20 protein-coding genes and 1 tRNA gene are annotated in these 18,903 nt (G+C 54.0%); 10 read left to right on the forward strand and 11 right to left on the reverse strand.

What is annotated here, in order from left to right:
* Positions 1–166: 166 nt before the first annotated feature.
* The 3 genes from OGY35_RS03675 to OGY35_RS03685 all read left to right on the forward strand — a co-directional run bounded on the left by OGY35_RS03675 (position 167) and on the right by OGY35_RS03685 (position 2,756).
* Entirely contained in the window at positions 167–460 is a 294-nt protein-coding gene (locus OGY35_RS03675) for a co-chaperone GroES (protein WP_152401628.1), read from the forward strand.
* Positions 461–503: 43 nt separating this feature from the next.
* A complete protein-coding gene (groL, locus tag OGY35_RS03680; RefSeq protein ID WP_152401630.1) occupies positions 504–2,150 on the forward strand; it encodes a chaperonin GroEL in 1,647 nt (548 codons plus the stop codon).
* 252 nt (positions 2,151–2,402) lie between these two features.
* Positions 2,403–2,756 (forward strand): DUF4156 domain-containing protein, encoded by a 354-nt coding sequence (locus OGY35_RS03685; RefSeq protein ID WP_046494343.1) that lies wholly within the window; start codon positions 2,403–2,405, stop codon positions 2,754–2,756.
* Between the two features lie 81 nt (positions 2,757–2,837).
* Here the strand turns inward: OGY35_RS03685 and yjeJ are convergent, their stop codons facing one another.
* Both yjeJ and epmB read right to left on the reverse strand, forming a co-directional pair.
* Entirely contained in the window at positions 2,838–3,704 is an 867-nt protein-coding gene (gene yjeJ, locus OGY35_RS03690; protein ID WP_286631448.1) for a YjeJ family protein, read from the reverse strand.
* A gap of 161 nt (positions 3,705–3,865) precedes the next feature.
* Positions 3,866–4,894: an EF-P beta-lysylation protein EpmB gene (epmB, locus tag OGY35_RS03695; protein ID WP_286631449.1), complete on the reverse strand. Its 1,029-nt coding sequence runs from the start codon at positions 4,892–4,894 to the stop codon at positions 3,866–3,868.
* A gap of 41 nt (positions 4,895–4,935) precedes the next feature.
* Here epmB and efp point away from each other — a divergent pair, with 41 nt between their 5' ends.
* From efp to ecnB, 3 genes are all read left to right on the forward strand, one after another.
* Positions 4,936–5,502, forward strand: coding sequence for an elongation factor P (gene efp / locus OGY35_RS03700; protein ID WP_046494350.1), 567 nt, complete (start codon positions 4,936–4,938; stop codon positions 5,500–5,502).
* Between the two features lie 63 nt (positions 5,503–5,565).
* Positions 5,566–5,700: an entericidin A/B family lipoprotein gene (locus OGY35_RS03705; protein WP_178823683.1), complete on the forward strand. Its 135-nt coding sequence runs from the start codon at positions 5,566–5,568 to the stop codon at positions 5,698–5,700.
* 108 nt (positions 5,701–5,808) lie between these two features.
* A complete protein-coding gene (ecnB, locus tag OGY35_RS03710) occupies positions 5,809–5,955 on the forward strand; it encodes a lipoprotein toxin entericidin B (protein WP_046494356.1) in 147 nt (48 codons plus the stop codon).
* A gap of 34 nt (positions 5,956–5,989) precedes the next feature.
* Here ecnB and OGY35_RS03715 read toward each other — a convergent pair whose 3' ends face one another.
* Positions 5,990–6,580, reverse strand: a complete 591-nt coding sequence (locus OGY35_RS03715) for a LuxR C-terminal-related transcriptional regulator (protein WP_178823681.1) — start codon at positions 6,578–6,580, stop codon at positions 5,990–5,992.
* A gap of 256 nt (positions 6,581–6,836) precedes the next feature.
* On the opposite strand from OGY35_RS03715, the gene sugE reads away from it, so the two are divergent.
* Positions 6,837–7,154, forward strand: a complete 318-nt coding sequence (gene sugE / locus OGY35_RS03720; RefSeq protein ID WP_042321373.1) for a quaternary ammonium compound efflux SMR transporter SugE — start codon at positions 6,837–6,839, stop codon at positions 7,152–7,154.
* On the opposite strand, the gene OGY35_RS03725 is transcribed toward sugE, so the two are convergent.
* The 5 genes from OGY35_RS03725 to frdA form a co-directional block, all read right to left on the reverse strand.
* Complete coding sequence (locus OGY35_RS03725; protein WP_286631450.1) at positions 7,151–7,684, reverse strand: lipocalin family protein; 534 nt, start codon at positions 7,682–7,684, stop codon at positions 7,151–7,153. The genes sugE and OGY35_RS03725 overlap by 4 nt on opposite strands.
* Positions 7,685–7,790: 106 nt before the next feature.
* Complete coding sequence (gene frdD, locus OGY35_RS03730; RefSeq protein WP_042999169.1) at positions 7,791–8,150, reverse strand: fumarate reductase subunit FrdD; 360 nt, start codon at positions 8,148–8,150, stop codon at positions 7,791–7,793.
* Between the two features lie 10 nt (positions 8,151–8,160).
* Positions 8,161–8,556: a fumarate reductase subunit FrdC gene (gene frdC, locus OGY35_RS03735; protein WP_286631451.1), complete on the reverse strand. Its 396-nt coding sequence runs from the start codon at positions 8,554–8,556 to the stop codon at positions 8,161–8,163.
* 10 nt (positions 8,557–8,566) lie between these two features.
* Positions 8,567–9,301, reverse strand: a complete 735-nt coding sequence (gene frdB, locus OGY35_RS03740; protein ID WP_286631452.1) for a fumarate reductase iron-sulfur protein — start codon at positions 9,299–9,301, stop codon at positions 8,567–8,569.
* Positions 9,301–11,085, reverse strand: a complete 1,785-nt coding sequence (gene frdA / locus OGY35_RS03745; RefSeq protein ID WP_152401645.1) for a fumarate reductase (quinol) flavoprotein subunit — start codon at positions 11,083–11,085, stop codon at positions 9,301–9,303. The genes frdB and frdA overlap by 1 nt, the downstream gene beginning before the upstream one ends.
* Positions 11,086–11,407: 322 nt before the next feature.
* Between frdA and epmA the strand changes: the two genes are divergently transcribed.
* On the forward strand, positions 11,408–12,385 hold the full coding sequence (gene epmA, locus OGY35_RS03750; RefSeq protein WP_152401647.1) for an elongation factor P--(R)-beta-lysine ligase: 978 nt from the start codon (positions 11,408–11,410) through the stop codon (positions 12,383–12,385).
* A 91-nt stretch (positions 12,386–12,476) separates the two neighbouring features.
* On the opposite strand, the gene mscM is transcribed toward epmA, so the two are convergent.
* The 3 genes from mscM to rsgA all read right to left on the reverse strand — a co-directional run bounded on the left by mscM (position 12,477) and on the right by rsgA (position 17,986).
* Positions 12,477–15,803, reverse strand: coding sequence for a miniconductance mechanosensitive channel MscM (gene mscM, locus OGY35_RS03755; protein WP_286631453.1), 3,327 nt, complete (start codon positions 15,801–15,803; stop codon positions 12,477–12,479).
* A gap of 66 nt (positions 15,804–15,869) precedes the next feature.
* Complete coding sequence (gene asd / locus OGY35_RS03760; RefSeq protein WP_152401651.1) at positions 15,870–16,838, reverse strand: archaetidylserine decarboxylase; 969 nt, start codon at positions 16,836–16,838, stop codon at positions 15,870–15,872.
* A gap of 95 nt (positions 16,839–16,933) precedes the next feature.
* A complete protein-coding gene (rsgA, locus tag OGY35_RS03765; protein WP_178822956.1) occupies positions 16,934–17,986 on the reverse strand; it encodes a small ribosomal subunit biogenesis GTPase RsgA in 1,053 nt (350 codons plus the stop codon).
* A 106-nt stretch (positions 17,987–18,092) separates the two neighbouring features.
* Between rsgA and orn the strand changes: the two genes are divergently transcribed.
* Together orn and OGY35_RS03775 are read left to right on the forward strand one after the other, a co-directional pair.
* Entirely contained in the window at positions 18,093–18,638 is a 546-nt protein-coding gene (orn, locus tag OGY35_RS03770) for an oligoribonuclease (RefSeq protein WP_152401654.1), read from the forward strand.
* A gap of 186 nt (positions 18,639–18,824) precedes the next feature.
* Positions 18,825–18,900, forward strand: a tRNA-Gly gene (locus OGY35_RS03775).
* Positions 18,901–18,903 lie beyond the last annotated feature (3 nt).

The following is an 18,903-nucleotide window of genomic DNA, read 5'->3' on the forward strand; positions in this document are numbered from 1 at the left end:
GAGATAAGTACGGTTTTTGCAGGATTTTTGCCTGAAGAAAATTTTTTTTCACATTGCCCCTTGAAGGGGCAAAACCCCATCCCCATCTCTCTGGTCACTAGCCGGGAACCTTAACGGGCCGGCGTCACCCATAACTGATAAAGACCTTCTCAAAGGAGAGCTATCAATGAGTATTCGTCCGTTACATGATCGCGTGATCGTTAAACGTAAAGAAGTTGAGTCCAAATCTGCTGGCGGCATCGTTCTGACCGGTTCTGCAGCGGGTAAATCAACTCGTGGCGAAATCATCGCTGTCGGTAAGGGTCGCATCCTGGATAACGGTACCGTGCAACCGCTGGATGTGAAAATCGGCGACATCGTGATTTTCAACGATGGTTACGGTGTGAAATCTGAGAAGATCGACAATGAAGAAGTGTTGATCATGTCTGAAAGCGACATTCTGGCAATTGTTGAAGCGTAATCCGCGAACGACACTGAACATACGAATTTAAGGGAAAGAGAAAATGGCAGCTAAAGACGTAAAATTCGGTAACGACGCTCGTGTGAAAATGCTGCGCGGCGTAAACGTACTGGCAGACGCAGTGAAAGTTACCCTCGGTCCGAAAGGCCGTAACGTGGTTCTGGATAAATCCTTCGGTGCACCGACCATCACCAAAGATGGTGTTTCCGTCGCACGTGAAATCGAACTGGAAGACAAGTTCGAAAACATGGGCGCGCAGATGGTGAAAGAAGTTGCCTCTAAAGCGAACGACGCAGCGGGCGACGGTACCACCACCGCGACCGTACTGGCTCAGTCCATCATCACTGAAGGTCTGAAAGCCGTTGCTGCGGGTATGAACCCGATGGATCTGAAGCGTGGTATCGACAAAGCGGTTGCGGCTGCGGTTGAAGAACTGAAAGCGCTGTCCGTACCGTGCTCTGACTCTAAAGCCATTGCTCAGGTGGGTACCATCTCCGCTAACTCCGACGAAACCGTGGGTAAACTGATCGCTGAAGCGATGGATAAAGTCGGTAAAGAAGGCGTGATCACCGTTGAAGACGGTACCGGTCTGCAGGACGAACTGGACGTGGTTGAAGGTATGCAGTTCGACCGTGGCTACCTGTCCCCGTACTTCATCAACAAGCCGGAAACTGGCGCAGTAGAACTGGAAAGCCCGTTCATCCTGCTGGCTGACAAGAAAATCTCCAACATCCGCGAAATGCTGCCGGTTCTGGAAGCCGTTGCGAAAGCAGGCAAACCGCTGCTGATCATCGCTGAAGATGTGGAAGGCGAAGCGCTGGCGACCCTGGTGGTTAACACCATGCGCGGCATCGTGAAAGTGGCTGCGGTTAAAGCACCTGGCTTCGGCGATCGTCGTAAAGCGATGCTGCAGGATATCGCAACCCTGACTGGCGGTACTGTTATCTCTGAAGAGATCGGTATGGAGCTGGAAAAAGCGACTCTGGAAGACCTGGGCCAGGCAAAACGCGTTGTGATCAACAAAGACACCACCACCATCATCGATGGCGTGGGTGACGAAGCGGCAATCCAGGGTCGTGTGACTCAGATTCGTCAGCAGATCGAAGAAGCGACTTCTGATTACGACCGTGAAAAACTGCAGGAACGCGTAGCGAAACTGGCAGGCGGCGTGGCAGTCATCAAAGTCGGTGCAGCGACCGAAGTTGAAATGAAAGAGAAGAAAGCCCGCGTTGAAGATGCCCTGCACGCGACCCGTGCTGCGGTAGAAGAAGGTGTGGTAGCCGGTGGCGGTGTCGCGCTGATTCGCGTAGCAAGCAAACTGTCTGAACTGCGTGGTCAGAACGAAGACCAGAACGTGGGTATCAAAGTTGCGCTGCGCGCAATGGAATCCCCGCTGCGTCAGATCGTGCTGAACTGCGGTGAAGAACCGTCTGTTGTAGCTAACACCGTGAAAGCGGGCGACGGTAACTACGGTTACAACGCTGCAACTGAAGAATACGGCAACATGATCGACATGGGTATCCTGGATCCAACCAAAGTGACCCGTTCTGCTCTGCAGTACGCGGCATCTGTGGCTGGCCTGATGATCACCACTGAGTGCATGGTGACCGACCTGCCGAAAGGCGACGCGCCTGACTTAGGTGCTGCTGGTGGTATGGGTGGCATGGGTGGTATGGGCGGCATGATGTAATTTAATCTTCATACTTCAAGCCGCAGGTGCGTTGGCTGCGTTTATTCACCCCGGTCACTTACTAATGTAAGCTCCCGGGGAATCATAAACTTGCCGCCTGCCTGCAACCTGAATTATTCGATTAAATCAGCATTTCGCGAAAAATGAGAAACCCTCGGGCAGAAATGTTCGGGGGTTTTTCTTTTGGTCATCTTTTTAGTATAAGATTCAGTGACGGACAAAACGTCCAGCTCATTGATTATGGGGAATAACATGCACGCGAAATATTTTGCAGGGATTGTCGGTGCCGCGCTACTGATGGCGGGTTGTAGCTCCAGCAGCGAACTGAGTTCCGCAGGACAAAGCGTTCGCTTTGTTGAAGATAAGCCTGGCGCTGAATGTCAGCTAATTGGCACGGCAACCGGTAAGCAGAGCAACTGGCTTTCAGGTCAGCACGGTGAAGAAGGCGGCTCTATGCGTGGTGCGGCAAATGACCTGCGCAACCAGGCGGCAGCCATGGGCGGCAACGTGATTTATGGCGTCAGCAGCCCGAGTCAGAGCATGTTATCCAGCTTTGTCCCAACGGCCAGTGAGATGATTGGTCAGGTTTACAAGTGCCCTAACTAATAGACTTTGTGTCTGTGGTTGCCGGGTATTCCTCTTATCAGGCCTGTGTTCACACCTGTAGGCCTGATAAGCGTCGCGCCATCAGGCGTGTTGTTCTGTCGTGTTAACGGACTGAACCCGTAAATGATGCAGCGCGCGCAGGCATTGCTCCTGGGTTAGCGTTTGCGTTTTATTCGCCGTCAGCGTTCTGACAAAGACCTGACACGGCTTACCTGCCAGCTTTTTCAGTCTCGGGCTAAAGTCGAGTAAACGCCGTAAAATGGCTTCCGCCTCCTGGCTACCAGACTGAACGCGGGTTTTCACGATGGCGCCGCTGAACTGCTCTTTTCCTGTTTCACCCGTAAAACGGTAGAGCACCGCAAGATAATGTGTGAAAAGCGAGTGCTTCCACTCTGGCTGCGCATAGGCGTCGTATTCCAGTCGCTCATGGTCCAGGCAGTCCGCATCATACAGCGGCAAAAAGTCCAGCAGCGAGGAGATTCGCAGCGCCAGCTCCCGCATGCCAGCGTTCTCTATCGCACGAATAATGGCGTACACCAAAATCTCAATCTGCAATTCGTTCACCTGCAGGATGCAGGTATTGCCATCGTGAAGCGTGAAGGTCAGCGTTAAGCTGTCGCTGCTTCCATCGGTTAAGGCGACGGCGGTGACGCGGCGATGAATATCTGCATGTCGAAGTTCGTCTTCCACCATCGCAGGGATGTTTTCCTGCATTTTCTTGCTGATAACATCGCGCGTTTTTTCGTAACGCTGACGTTCAGCGACGCCCAGTTGCTGCTTCTGATGCAAACGACTCTCTACGGCGATCAGCAGATCGCGTAATTCCAGCGCGGGCAGAAAAAACAGCGATTCCTTGTTCCTCGGTTCTTTAATTTTCAGCGCCAGCGCTATGAATTCGTTAGCTTTACGGATAACACCCGTATTAACCCCTTTGATACTAATAGCCATAAAGGTTCTCCCTCACCAATGATAAATTCAGCGATTGGTTGTGACTTATAGATATGATTTTTAAATATATAGTTCGTAAGGCGTCGCTAAAATAACATACAGGGAGGGGGAACCGGAGGTTTTGGTAGCAGGTGTCCGGAAGTGGACACCTGTTTGAGAAGTTATTGCTGACGCAGTTGTAAATCCAGTGGCGTTTTACTGGGCTCGCCGCCAATTTCCCGCGCCAGTTTGGGCACCATATAGCCCGATATCAGCGTGAGCAGTTCGCGCATAATCTGGCGGGCTTCATCGTCTGTCACCATGAAATGCGCGGCGCCCTGAACCTTATCCAGCACATGCAGATAATAGGGCATGACGCCTGCATCAAACAGCGCGTTGCTGAGGTTCGCCAGCGTCCGGGCGTTATCATTGACGCCGCGTAGCAGAACGCTCTGATTGAGCAGCGTAACGCCTGCGGTGCGCAGTTTTGCCATCGCCTGCCGGAAGGACTCATCGATTTCGTTGGCGTGGTTGATGTGATTCACCAGCAAGATTTGCAGCGAAGAACGGGTGAAGCGGTCAACCAGCTCCCCGGTAATACGCGCAGGAATGACAATGGGCAGGCGACTATGAATACGCAGGCGTTTGATATGGGGAATGGCTTCCAGTTGCGTGAGCAGCCAGTCCAGCTCATGATCTTTGGCCATCAGCGGATCGCCGCCGGAGAAAATGATCTCATCCAGCTCGGTATGCGCGCTAATGTAGTCCAGCGCGGCCTGCCAGTTTCGCTTATTTCCCTGATTTTCCGCATACGGGAAGTGGCGGCGGAAGCAATAGCGGCAATTTACCGCACAGCCACCTTTCACCAACAGCAGCGCCCGGTTACGGTATTTATGCAGCAGTCCCGGTACGACGCTGTGTTGTTCTTCCAGAGGATCAGTGGAGAAACCCGGCGCGGCAATAAACTCATCCTCGGAGGTAAGTACCTGACGTAAAAGCGGATCGTCAGGATTGCCTTTTTCCATTCGCGCGATAAAGGCACGCGGTACGCGCAGGGCGAACAGACGTCTGGCATCACGCCCGGCCAACAGTTTTTCATCTGCGTCTATATTCAAAAGACGCAGGAGTTCATCGGGATTGGTCACAACATCGGCAAGTTGCGATAACCAATCTTCTCTGGATGGGGTATTTAGGGTTACAATATGCGCCATTTTGTGGCTTAGCTACCAGTTAACAATTTTCAGAGGGCCTTATGGCAACGTACTATAGCAACGATTTTCGTGCTGGTCTTAAAATCATGATGGACGGCGAACCGTATGCGGTTGAAGCCAGCGAATTCGTTAAACCAGGTAAAGGCCAGGCATTCGCGCGCGTTAAGCTGCGTCGCCTGCTGACCGGCACCCGCGTTGAGAAAACCTTCAAATCCACCGACTCCGCCGAAGGCGCAGACGTGGTCGATATGAACCTGACCTTCCTGTACAACGACGGTGAGTTCTATCACTTCATGAACAACGAAACTTTCGAACAGCTGGCTGCTGATGAGAAAGCGGTAGGTGATAACGCGAAATGGCTGCTGGATCAGGCTGAGTGCATCGTGACCCTGTGGAACGGTCAGCCTATCTCCGTGACGCCACCGAACTTTGTTGAACTGGAAATCGTTGATACCGATCCGGGTCTGAAAGGCGATACCGCCGGTACGGGTGGTAAACCGGCAACGCTGTCTACTGGCGCAGTGGTGAAAGTGCCTCTGTTCGTTCAGATTGGCGAAGTGATTAAAGTAGATACGCGTTCAGGCGAGTACGTCTCCCGCGTGAAATAATCCGCGCGTTTAGCGCATTATGGTGCAGCGCTTTTGCTGCGCCATTATTTCTCCAGGGCAGGAATGATGAAACGTCTTCTCGGTCTTGTAACACTGCTCCTTCTCACCACCTCGTTGCTGGCGGGTTGTAATACCGCACGCGGCTTTGGTGAGGATATTAAGCACCTCGGTAATTCCATTTCCCACGCGGCCAGCTAATTTTCTTCTCGTCGTCCTAAAAAGCGTCTATCTCCCGCCATTGTTCGGGATCTTGTCTATGATTAAGTGGCACGACACAAACAACATAGGCTAGAAAAGGAAGACGTTATGGTTAAAAAGACAATTGCAGCGATCTTATCTGTGTTGGTACTTTCCTCCGTGTTAACTGCCTGTAATACCACGCGCGGCATGGGTGAGGATATTTCCGACGGCGGCAACGCCATTTCGGGCGCCGCAACCAAAGCTCAGCAGTAGCCGCGTAAACGGTACGGCGAGTTTTGTCGTGCCGTTAATTTTTCAGCTCAGACGGCGCAAGAAACGGCGAAAAGCGATTATCCATGTGTAACTTCATGCGGATATTGCGTTTGTAGGTGTACACCGTTTTGCCATGAATGCTGAGCGCACAGGCAATCGCGTTGTTACTCGCCCCTTCCATCCACATCGTCAGCACTTTCTCTTCCTGTGGCGTAAGCAGCGTCGAGGCGTTGCCGGGCGCTTCGGATACCGAACCGGTTAGCAGCGCGTTGTGAATATTTTCAGCCAGCTCCGCCAGAGAAACCTGTTTGGTTAATGACGCACAGACCGGATAGCGCAGCGTCTCCGCCATCGCACCACCAGACTCCAGTAATATCAACGGACTGCCACCGCAGGCGAGAAAAAACGGGGCAATATACTGGGCCGACTGGGTGTCGTTGAGAAAACCGTACAAGTCCGCGATCACCAGGTGAGGTTTCCACTGCTGGATGTGCTCTTTAACCAGTAAGAGGTTATTGAGCCCAGAGACCAGAAACGACGTATTAAAGAGTTCGGAATGATTAAGCCATGCCTCGATCCCTGTGCGGGTGAAGTGGCAACGGTCAATCACTAATATTTTCAACATAGCGTTTTCGCATTCAGAAGTAAGGCAAATGGCTTCCTGACTTCAGAAAGCGTCCCATCATAGAGAAGTCGGATGAGTGCTGAATGGGCAAAATGCGCTGCGAAATGCGCCTAATTCAACCTTTTAGGTGCGAAAAGATAAAAATGTTGAAATTCACCGCCGCTCGGGCAAGAATGTTTTTTCTACCTTCAGCGTTACAGGACGACCTGCTAACGCTTCTTTCACCGGGGACGGCCCCATTTCTCTGGAGCCTGATATGTCCTGGATAATCTTACTCATCGCCGGTCTGCTTGAAGTCGTTTGGGCCGTGGGTCTGAAATATACTCACGGTTTTAGTCGCCTGACGCCGAGTATCATCACCATTGCCGCGATGATCGTCAGTATGGCGCTCCTTGCGTGGGCGATGAAAACGCTCCCCGTGGGCACTGCATACGCCGTGTGGACGGGGATTGGCGCCGTCGGTGCTGCCATCACCGGCATTCTGTTGCTGGGTGAATCGGCTAATCCCATGCGTCTGGCAAGTCTGGCGTTAATCGTAGTCGGTATTATTGGTCTGAAATTAAGCACCCACTAAGCACCGGGCTGCTTCACCCAGATTAGCTTACTGACATCAAACCCTTCCCGGGTCGCGACGGCCAGCATCTGCTGCTTCATTTCGTCAGAAAGCGTCGGCGTGCGAGAGAGTATCCACAGGTAGTCGCGATCCGGGCCGCAGACCAGCGCGTGCCGGTACTCTCTGTCGAGCGCGATAACGTTATAGCCACCGTAGAACGGACCGAAGAAGGAGACTTTCAGCGCGGCGCGGCTGGGGTCGCCGGTGAAATATGCTTTCCCCTCGCTTTTTTGCCACATCGCTCTGTCCGGGTTCCAGCCTTTATTGATCACGTTGAGACCGCCGTCATCGCGCGGACTGTAGGTCGCAGTGACCTTTTCCAGTCCCCGTTCGAAGCGATGATCAAAACGGGCAATTTCGTACCAGGTCCCGAGATAGCGTTTGGCATCGAAGTTATTCACCACGGTGACGCCCTGTGGCGGAGTAGGGGTACTACAGGAGACCACCAGAAACGCAGTCGTCACAGCGGTAACGATAGGGAGCAGGCGCATAGGTTTATCCTTAGGGTGTTTTTCCTAAGTGTAGAACCTGGTGGAGAAAATAACGGTGGGGATGAAAAAAACGCCCTCTTATCAGCAGATAAGAGGGCGGATTGCTTTAGACAGACAGAATGCCAATCGCCGTTACGACGGTCAGGATGGCTGCCAGACCGTAGAACACCCATTTGCCAGCCGGCACATGGATTTTCAGGTCATGCATCGCGTGGTGCATACGGTGTAAGCCACACCACAGTGGCAGGACAATCATCAGGAACAGGAAAGCACGGCCGATAAAGCTCTGAGCAAACGCCAGTACGCGCTCATAGCTCAGGGCATCGCCCGGGAACAGACCCAGCGGCAGCAGAATCCCCACCAGCAGAACCATCACTGGCGCGATAATCGCACCCCACATACCGCCTGCGCCAAACAGACCCCAGAATACGGGTTCGTCAGAACGTTTTGGATTTGGATTAATCATCCCGGACTCCTTACCAGAACAGGGCAACAAACAGTATGACTACGGTCGCCACCACAGTAACCGCCCAGAGACCTTTGATGATCGGCTCTGGCCCCATTTTTTCGCTTTTTACGATGATGTTGGCTGCTTTCGGCGCCAGCTCAAACCAGGTTTTGGTGTGCAGCAGTGCTGCCGCTAGGGCGATCACGTTGAGGATCACCACCACCGGGTTTTGCAGAAAACCAACGAAGCCTGCCCAGGATTCCACACCGTGCTTCAGTGCGAACAGGCCGAAAATCAGCTCAATGCTAAACCAGACTGCCGGAACGGCTGTGCCTTCGCGCAGCATGTAAAAGCGATAAAACGGCAATTTCTTCCACCAGGTGGACGTCATCGGCCGCACATAGGGTTTGCGTTTAGTCGTCATGTTGCACTCCTTAGCGTGGTTTCAGGGTGGCGATAAGAAAGTCTTTCGAGCTTTCCACTTTACCCTGCTGAATGGCAGCCGCCGGATCGACGTGCTTCGGACAAACTTCGGAGCAGTAGCCCACGAAAGTACAGGTCCATACGCCGTTCGGACTATTCAACTGCGCCATACGCTCCTTCTTACCGTGGTCGCGACTGTCTTCGTTGTAACGATGCGCCAGGGTAATCGCAGCCGGTCCGATGAACTCAGGGTTCAGACCGAACTGCGGGCATGCGGCATAGCACAGACCACAGTTGATGCAACCAGAGAACTGGTGATACTTCGCCATCTGCGCCGGGCTCTGGGTGTTTGGCCCCTGATCCGGCGTACGCGGGTTACCGATGATGTACGGCTTAATCGCTTCCAGACTTTCGATAAAGTGCGTCATGTCGACGACCAGATCGCGCTCAATCGGGAAGTTACCCAGCGCTTCAACCTTAAGACCGCTGGTGTAATCACGCAGGAAGGTTTTGCACGCCAGCTTCGGCACGTTGTTGACCATCATGCCGCAGGAGCCGCAGATCGCCATACGGCAGGACCAGCGATAGCTCAGGTCTGGCGCCAGGTTATCTTTGATGTAGCCCAACGCGTCCAGCAGTGACGTTGTTTCATCATAAGGCACTTCATAGAAAGCACTGTGCGGCGCGGTGTCGGTCTCAGGGTTATAGCGCACCACCTCAACTTTCAGGTTTTTCATCTCAGCCATTACGCCTTCTCCTTCTTATCGGCTGCTTCCGCTTCCGCACCGTAAACACGTTTTGCAGGCGGCAGCGTGGTGATTTTCACGTCGCTATAGTCGAGGCGAGTCGTGCCATCAGCATCGCGGAAGGCGAGAGTATGTTTGAGGAAGTTGACGTCGTCACGCTCGGTGCAACCTTCATCCAGACGTTGGTGTGCGCCACGTGATTCCTTACGAGCCAGCGCGGAATGCGCCATACATTCAGCGACGTTCAGACCATGACCCAGCTCAATGGTGTACAGCAGGTCGGTGTTGAATACGCTGGAGGTGTCGGTGATGCGAACGCGCTTGAAGCGCTCCTGCAATTCGGCCAGTTTATCAACCGTTTTCTGCATGAGTTCCGGCGTACGGTAGATACCGCAACCTTCTTCCATGGAGAGGCCCATTTCGTCGCGAATCTTCGACCAGTTCTCGTTACCTTCCTGGTTAACCAAGTTTTTCAGCCGTTGTTCAACGCCCGCAACCTGTGCGTCGAGCGCGGCGTCGTTAGCGGTGCCCGCTGTCGATGCACGCTCCATCGCCTGCTCACCTGCCAGACGGCCAAAGACCACCAGTTCAGCCAGTGAGTTAGAACCCAGACGGTTCGCGCCATGCAGACCCACAGAAGAACATTCACCGACGGCAAACAGACCTTTGATGCGGGTTTCGCAATTCTGATCGGTTTCGATACCGCCCATGGTGTAGTGCGCGGTCGGACGAACCGGAATCGGCTCTTTCACCGGATCGACGCCCACGTAAGCTTTTGCCAGTTCACAAATGAACGGCAGACGTTCCAGCAGTTTCTTCTCACCCAGATGACGCAGGTCGAGGTAAACCACATCGCCACGCGGCGTGGAGATGGTGTTGCCTTTACGCCATTCATGCCAGAAGGCCTGAGAAACTTTGTCGCGCGGACCCAGCTCCATGTATTTGTTTTTCGGCTCGCCCAGCGGTGTTTCCGGACCCATGCCGTAATCCTGCAGATAACGGTAGCCGTTTTTGTTGACCAGAATACCGCCTTCACCACGGCAGCCTTCGGTCATCAGGATACCGGAACCTGGCAGACCGGTCGGGTGATACTGAACAAATTCCATATCACGCAGCGGAACGCCGTGGCTCAGCGCCATGCCCATGCCGTCGCCGGTAACGATGCCGCCGTTGGTGTTATAGCGATACACACGGCCTGCGCCGCCTGTTGCCATCACCACCGCGTTAGCACGGATTTGCATCAGCGTGCCTTCCATCATGTTCATCGCCACCAGGCCGCGAGCATGACCATCATCGACCAGGATATCCAGCACAAAGTGTTCGTCAAAGCGCTGGATCTGTGGGAACTGCAGAGAGGTCTGGAACAGGGTATGCAGCATATGGAAGCCGGTTTTATCCGCAGCAAACCAGGTACGCTCAATTTTCATCCCGCCAAAGCGACGAACGTTGACGCTACCGTCTTCACGGCGACTCCACGGGCAGCCCCATTGTTCCAGTTGGGTCATCTCGGTAGGACAGTGGTGGACAAAATAATCCACGACATCCTGTTCACACAGCCAGTCTCCGCCCGCTACCGTATCGTGAAAATGGTAGTCGAAGCTGTCATGATCCTGGGCGACAGCGGCTGAGCCCCCTTCGGCAGCAACGGTGTGGCTGCGCATCGGGTACACTTTTGAAATCAGTGCGATTTTTGCATTAGGATTTGCCTGCGCTGCGGCAATTGCAGCACGTAATCCCGCGCCACCGGCGCCTATAATGGCAAGATCGGCTTGAAAGGTTTGCACGACATTCCTCCAGATTATTGTAATTTCGCCACCACATATCTCGTAAAAGAGCCTGAAAAAGGTGGGTAGCGAACGTGTTTCCACTGCTCCTTTATAGGTACAACAGTATAGTCGCTGCTATGTGCTGGAAATTTGACGTGTTCGATTTTTTTGGCGTGTCGGAAGGGCGAATTATCATTGATTTTGATTAATTTAATTACTAAACCATCCTTCTACGGTTTTTTAACTCTTTAGCCGCGCTTGAGTATTCCTGAGCAAAATTTGTTTCATTGCCGCGTTACGAGTAGACTTCGTGCCCTTGTCTTAAACTGGAGAAAGAACCATGAGCGAAACGGCAACCTGGCAGCCGAGCGCGTCCATACCTAACCTGTTAAAACGCGCGGCAATTATGACGGAAATTCGTCGTTTCTTTGCCGATCGCGGAGTGCTGGAGGTTGAGACGCCCTGCATGAGTCAGGCGACGGTCACAGACATTAATCTGTTCCCGTTCGAAACGCGTTTCGTCGGCCCCGGCCATTCGCAGGGGATGAACCTCTATTTAATGACCAGCCCGGAATACCACATGAAACGTCTGCTGGTGGCAGGGTGTGGTCCGGTCTTTCAACTGTGCCGTAGTTTCCGTAATGAAGAGATGGGGCGCCATCACAACCCTGAGTTCACGATGCTCGAGTGGTATCGTCCGCATTACGACATGTACCGGTTGATGAACGAGGTGGACGATCTGCTGCAGCAGGTGCTGGAATGCCCGGCGGCGGAGAGCCTCTCTTATCAGCAGGCGTTCCAGCGTCATCTGGAGATAGACCCACTCTCTGCGGATAAAACGCAACTGCGCGACGTCGCCGCGAAGCTGGATTTAAGCAACATTGCCGACACTGAAGAAGATCGCGATACCTTACTGCAACTGCTGTTTGCGATGGGTGTTGAGCCGCACATTGGCAAGGATAAACCGACGTTTGTTTATCACTTCCCGGCAAGTCAGGCATCACTGGCGCAGATCAGTACGGAAGATCACCGCGTGGCGGAACGTTTCGAGGTCTACTTCAAAGGTATTGAACTGGCGAATGGTTTCCATGAACTGACGGATGCGCGTGAACAGCAGCAGCGTTTTGAACAGGACAACCGCAAGCGCGCCGCGCGCGGATTGCCGCAGCAGCCTATCGATAACAATCTGATCGAGGCGCTAAAGGTCGGCATGCCGGACTGCTCGGGTGTTGCGCTGGGCGTCGATCGTCTGGTGATGCTGGCGCTGGGCGCGGAAAGCCTCGCGGAAGTGATTGCTTTTACGGTTGATCGTGCATAACGCGTTCTGATGTGATGAAAAGCGGTGCGTTGTGCACCCCTTTTCATCTCTACAAGCCCGTTCCGTCTGCCCTGCCGGGTATGACGAAGACTTACAAACTCCCCGCCGGGCGACTTCTTCTGCCGGCAGAACTGAGCGTTTTCCCCGTTTGTCTGCCATTCAAACTCTCCAGACGCATCTGGAACGGTGGGAACGGCATATCGATACCGTGCTCGCGGAAGCCCGCCAGAATCAACTGGTGGATTTCATGGCGCAGCGGCATACGGTGGCCCATCTCGGCGGCATAGATACGCAGCTCAAAGATCTGGATCCCTTGCTGGAGATCGACCAGGAAGACTTCCGGTGCCGGGTTGTCGATCACCAGTGAGCAGCGGTGCGCGGCGGTCAGCAGGATCTGCGTCACCTCTTCGCTGTTCACATCGGACGGCGCCGGAATCGTCAGCACCACACGCGTCACGGAATCAGACAGCGACCAGTTGATGAACTGTTCGGTGATAAACGCTTTGTTCGGCACGATGATCTCTTTGCGATCCCAGTCGCTGATGGTGGTCGCGCGGGTATTGATCTTCGTTACGCTGCCGGTCAGATCGCGAATGGTCACCGTATCGCCAATACGAATCGGTTTTTCGAACAGGATGATCAGGCCGGAGATAAAGTTGGCGAAGATTTCCTGCAAGCCAAAGCCCAGACCAACACCGAGTGCCGCCACCAGCCATTGCAGTTTTGCCCACTCAATCCCAATCATCGAGAAGCCCACCAGACCGCCAATCAGCATCAGCAGGTACTTAGTGATGGTGGTGATGGCGTAGCCGGTACCCGGCGTGAGATCGAGGTGTTGCAGCAACGCCAGTTCGAGAAGCGCAGGCAGATTACGCACCAGTTGGGTGGTGATGATAAACACCAGAATGGCGATCAGCACCGCACCCAGCGTAATGGGTTCTAAACTTTCGACCCCCTGTACCGTAGAGGTGACGTCCCACAGCGAGATGTTTTCGAGGAAGCCGAATGCGGAATGAATTTCCGACCACAGCACAATGACCGACAGCAGGGCGATCAGCATCAGAATGGAACGTACCAGACGTAGCGACTGGGTGCTGATGGCGTCAAGGTCGACTTCGCTCTCGTCAACGTCAATGGTCCCTTCCAGGCTGGTTGAATGGGCTGGTTCCTCTTCGCCACGTGCGCGCTGGGCCAGCATTTCCGCGCGACGATGCTTGGCGCGGTCAAAGGCCAGTCTGCGGCGTTGAATGAGCATCCAGCGGCGAATGACGTGGTAAATCACCAGTAGCAGGAACCAGATGGCGACGGAGGTTTCCAGTCGCGCCAGCAGCGCCTGTGATGTCGCCAGATAACCCACGGCAGCCGCCAGTATCGCGACCACCGGTGCGCCAGTCATCAGATTCCACAGCATGCTGTTCACAATATTATCGCCGCTGCCCTCTTTATCGAGATAGAGCGGAATGCCGGCTTTTTTCAGGCTCAGGGTGACCAGCGCCAGCGCACCGCAAATCAGAATAAAGCACAGACGACCGAGTGAGCCGGAGAACTCACGATCGTTCAGATTATCGAACATGATGAGCGCCATGATCAGCGGCACAATAAGCCCGATACTCATCAGGTAATAACGCATTGCGCGTGACACGCGTTCGCGTGGCCAGCCGAAGTGGGCAATAAACAGGCCATTTGGCCGGGCAAACGCCGCGCAAATCATCACGACCCACAGCAGCGGTACTGTCGCCGTGACGCCATCGCCTATCGCAACGGCAAGAGGATAAGGCCAGGCTTCGCGCAATCCATATCCCAGCGTCATCCACAGTACCGGCAGCGGCGAGGCCACCAGTATCGACCAGAACACGGTACGCAGCGTGAGCCAGAAGTGGTCCTGCGTCACCTTGCCCACTCTGGCGGCGGAACGTTCCAGAAAACGGGTGAAGTGGCGACGTGAGTAAATACTGAAACCGACCAGAATCAACGCGCCAAACAGCGGTAGCAGGGTATCCCTGCTGGTCAGCATCATCAGACTGGCCTGACCTAACTGGCTGAAGGTGTCGAGTGAGATCAATCGACGCAGATCCTGCACGATATCTATCGGCCACGAGAAAGACATTGGGCGAACGTCAGAGGTCCAGAACAGATAGCGGTGGGTCGCTTCGTTCACCTCTTTCAGCGCATCCTCAAGCTGACTATTGGACACTTTCAGTTTGGTTAGCTCGAGGATTAACGTGTCGCCGCCCTGTAACAGCGAATTCAGCAGCTCGCGTTGGGTGCGCAGCTGTGCTTCAAGAATGCGGTTTTGTTCCGCAGTGAGCGGTTGTCCGTCCGCCTGATGGAGCTGGCGCAGCTGAGGCTGTTTGTTGAGTTGATCTTCATAGCGCAGACGCTGGACGCGCAGTTGCGCCATTTCGGTATCCAGCTGCTGGGGTTTAGGCATTTCCGGCAGACGCGCCACCTGAGCGCGTAATGCTTCGCCCAACAGGTTAGACGAACCTAACCACTGCGACTGTTCGCGAAGTGTCGTTAATGCCTGTCGTACCTGCTGAGTCTGACTGGCGGCCTGACGTTGCTGAGAGGCGACGAGATCCATGCGCTGCGCCTGCTGATTCAGCGCGGCTGACAGTTCCCGGTTCACTTTGAACTGGGCAACAATGTCCGGCGGTAAATCAGCGCTGTTCTCTGCCAGGAGCTCGGTGCTTTCCAGCGCGCGTTCAGCTTCACGCTGACGCTGGCTGTTGAGCTGATTGCGCAGAGCCTGTAAATACGCATCCAGTTGCTGACTCTGTTTTTCCGCCAGTTCGGAGCGCATACGCGCCAGTTCCTGACGGTTGTTAGCCGAAAGCTGCGCCAGCTCCAGCTCATCAACCAGCGCTTTCAGGCGGGCGGATTCCGCCTGCATACTGAAATTTTGTGCCTGGTTGAGCGGGGTGTTGCCGGTGGCGGTACCGATGCGGCGCTCAATCTCATTGAGCTGTCGACGGGCATCGGTTTGCTGCTGGGGCAGTTGGCTCAGCGAGTCGGCAATCTCACGGGCGCGCTCTTGCTCCTGCTGGGCCTGACGGCTTTTTTCCAGCAGTTGACTGCTAACCTGAAGGATTTCCTGATTCAGCGCATCGGTCGTCATGCCCGGCGACACGCTGCGGGGTTCATCGCGCAGGTTGGTTAACTGCGCGCGCAGACTGGCGGACATTTTCGGGAAGTTATCGATAACCTGCTGGTATTGCTGAACGCGCTCGAGAGAACCTTTGCGTTCATCAAGCGCGTTCAACGCAGACTGAAGGGCTTCGACGACATCGGGCTGGGCAGGCTTTGCGGATTTTGCCTGCTCCAGTTCCTGGGTGATTTGTTTGGCGTCGGGGGCGGTTGCAGCGTACGCCCCCAGGCTGAGGCACCAGGCCATCAGAAACGTTATAATCAGGCGCACAGCAGCTTCCCTCTACACGTCATCATTTAAGCGGCTTGATGCTTCTCGCATGATGCTATGTATGTATTAAGTTTCGTCTTTCTTATCGTCGACCAGCGGACTGGCGTCGTGCTCGGCGTTAATTTCTTCTTCCGGTAACGGTGCAGGTTCCGCTTCTGGCATCACAAACGTTTCGGTAGATATCGCCAGCGGCTGACCAATTTTGGTCACGGAAAGGCTTTCAAGCTGCTCGACCAGATTCACTTTGCCCGGTGCGAACAGATTGATTACGGTGGAACCCAGCTTGAAGCGGCCCATTTCCTGACCTTTCAGCAGTGCAACCGAACCTTCACTTTCGCCCGCAGGCCAGGTCCAGCGTTTGATCACGCCTTCGCGCGGCGGCGTGATGGTCCCTGCCCAGACGGTTTCGATACTGCCAACAATCGTAGCACCGACCAGAATTTGCGCCATTGGGCCAAACTCAGTATCGAACAGGCAGATAACACGCTCATTACGGGCAAACAGGTTCGGGACGTTCTGGGCGGTCAGATGGTTGACCGAGAACAGATCGCCCGGCACATAGATCATCTCACGCAGAATACCGTTGCACGGCATGTGCACGCGGTGGTAGTCGCGCGGTGACAGATAGGTGGTCACAAACGAACCGTTGCGGAAAAGATCCGCCATCAGGTAGTTGCCTGCCAGCAGGGCTTCCAGACTGTAGTTGTGGCCTTTAGCCTGCAGGAGCTTATCTTCTTCGATAGCGCCTAACTGGCTGATGACGCCGTCAGCCGGCATGACCAGTACGTTTGGATCGGTATTCAGCGGGCGAACGTCGTCACGCAGTGGACGGACAAAGAAATCATTGAATGAGCGGTAGCTGGCGGTATCCGGCTTCTGCGCTTCTTTCATATCGACCTTGTAGTACTTCACGAACAGATCGATAACCAGTTTAGTCAGCCATCCCGCTCGTTTGCTCGCGCCCCAGCCCGCCAGGCGAGTGAGCCATAGTTTCGGCAGAATGTATTGTAGCGAAAGTTTAAATGAGTTTAACAAGGTAGCCTCCAGGCCATTGTTTTATCGTTCCTGATCCGGCGTTCGCACCGGATCCTGAAAAAGGGGGACGATTCTAGCGATGCTTAGCTTAGTTGTCAGTCATCGGTATCAGAAAAGTTTTTACGCGTTTTTACCTGCGACATACTTTCAAGAATACGGTGATAATTTTCGAAACGGGTTTCCGCAATTTTCCCGTCTTCAACGGCAGCACGGATGGCGCAGCCTGGGTCTGCGTCGTGCTTACAGTCACGATATTTACACCGTCCCAGATAGTCATGAAATTCGACAAAGCCGTGGGTGATTTGTTCCGGCTCCAGGTGCCACAGACCGAACTCTCGCACGCCAGGGGAATCAATGACATCGCCGCCATGCGGGAAGTGATAGAGACGGGCTGCGGTGGTGGTGTGCTGTCCCAGACCGGAGTTGTCGGAAACATCGTTGGTAAGAATGGCTTTCTGCAGCCCCAGCAGCGCGTTGAGCAGGCTGGATTTGCCGACGCCGGACTGGCCAGCAAAGATGCTGATACGCCCTGTCAGCGCTTCTTCCAACGGTTTCAGACCATCCTGAGTATGGCTGGAGACCATCAGCACGCGATAACCGATATGACGATAGATATCCATCTGCTCATTCACAAAAGCGAGGCTTTCGTCATCCAGCAGATCGATTTTGTTGAGCACGATGATGGGTTCAACCTGCAATGTCTCGCAGGCCACCAGATACCTGTCGATAATATTGAGTGACAGCTCCGGTAAAATCGCGGAGACAATGACAATCTGGTCGATGTTGGCGGCAATCGGTTTTACGCCATCGTAAAAGTCCGGGCGCGTCAGTACCGAGGTACGTTCATGTACCGCCTCGACGATGCCTTTGACGTTGACACCTTCCGCCGCCGTTTTACCGGGACGCCAGACCACGCGGTCGCCGGTTACCAGCGAACGGATTGTGCGACGAATATTGCAGCGATGAATTTCACCGTCGGCAGATTCGACGTCGGCGTGCATGCCAAAACGGCTAATGACGATACCTTCAGCGGTCTCGCCAAACAGGTTGTCATCGTAGTCTGGCTTCTCCTTAGACGTTTTAAGACGACGCTGGTGATTAGCGTTCACGCGGCGCTGTTGGCCTTTGGAGAGTTTATTTTTACTCAATCGTACTGGCTCCTGGTCGCCCATGTTGGGCAAAACATCTATGATACACACAATTCTAGATGAGAGTAGTCACACTGAATGTGACGTATGAGGGGTGGAAAATAGCATGAGTGCCAATGAAAACAACCTGATTTGGATTGATCTTGAGATGACCGGTCTGGATCCCGAGCGCGATCGCATAATTGAAATCGCCACGCTGGTCACCGATGCCAACCTGAATATTCTGGCAGAAGGGCCGACCATCGCTGTTCATCAGTCCGATGAACAGCTGGCGCTGATGGATGACTGGAACGTGCGTACCCATACCGGCAGCGGGCTGGTGGAACGTGTGAAGGCGAGCACGATGGGCGATCGCGAAGCGGAACTGGCGACGCTTGAGTTTCTGAAAGCGTGGGTGCCGGCGGGTAAGTCACCGATCTGCGGGAACAGCATTGGGCAGGATCGCCGCTTTTTGTTTAAGTACATGCCGGAACTGGAAGCGTATTTCCATTACCGCTACCTGGATGTGAGCACGCTGAAAGAGCTCGCGCGTCGCTGGAAACCCGAAATTCTGGACGGTTTGAGCAAGGAGGGATCACACAAGGCAATGGACGATATCCGCGAGTCGGTGGCGGAACTGGCTTATTACCGTGAGAACTTTATAAAGTTGTAAGTTTGCTACCCGACAGGCTTGCACTGTCGGGTTTTTGTCGCTAAATTGTGCAGCCTGCTGCTTAATTAATCACTTGAACCTGATTTCAAAAAAATCGCTTTTAGAGGGGTTGCAGGCGGGAAGATTTCTCGTATAATGCGCCTCCCGTAACGACAGAGAATTACACGTTACGACAGCAACAAATTTGCGGGAATAGCTCAGTTGGTAGAGCACGACCTTGCCAAGGTCGGGGTCGCGAGTTCGAGTCTCGTTTCCCGCTCCAAAA

Origin of the sequence: Citrobacter sp. Ct235, assembly GCF_030332305.1 — a bacterium.
Classification (GTDB): domain Bacteria; phylum Pseudomonadota; class Gammaproteobacteria; order Enterobacterales; family Enterobacteriaceae; genus Citrobacter_A; species Citrobacter_A telavivensis.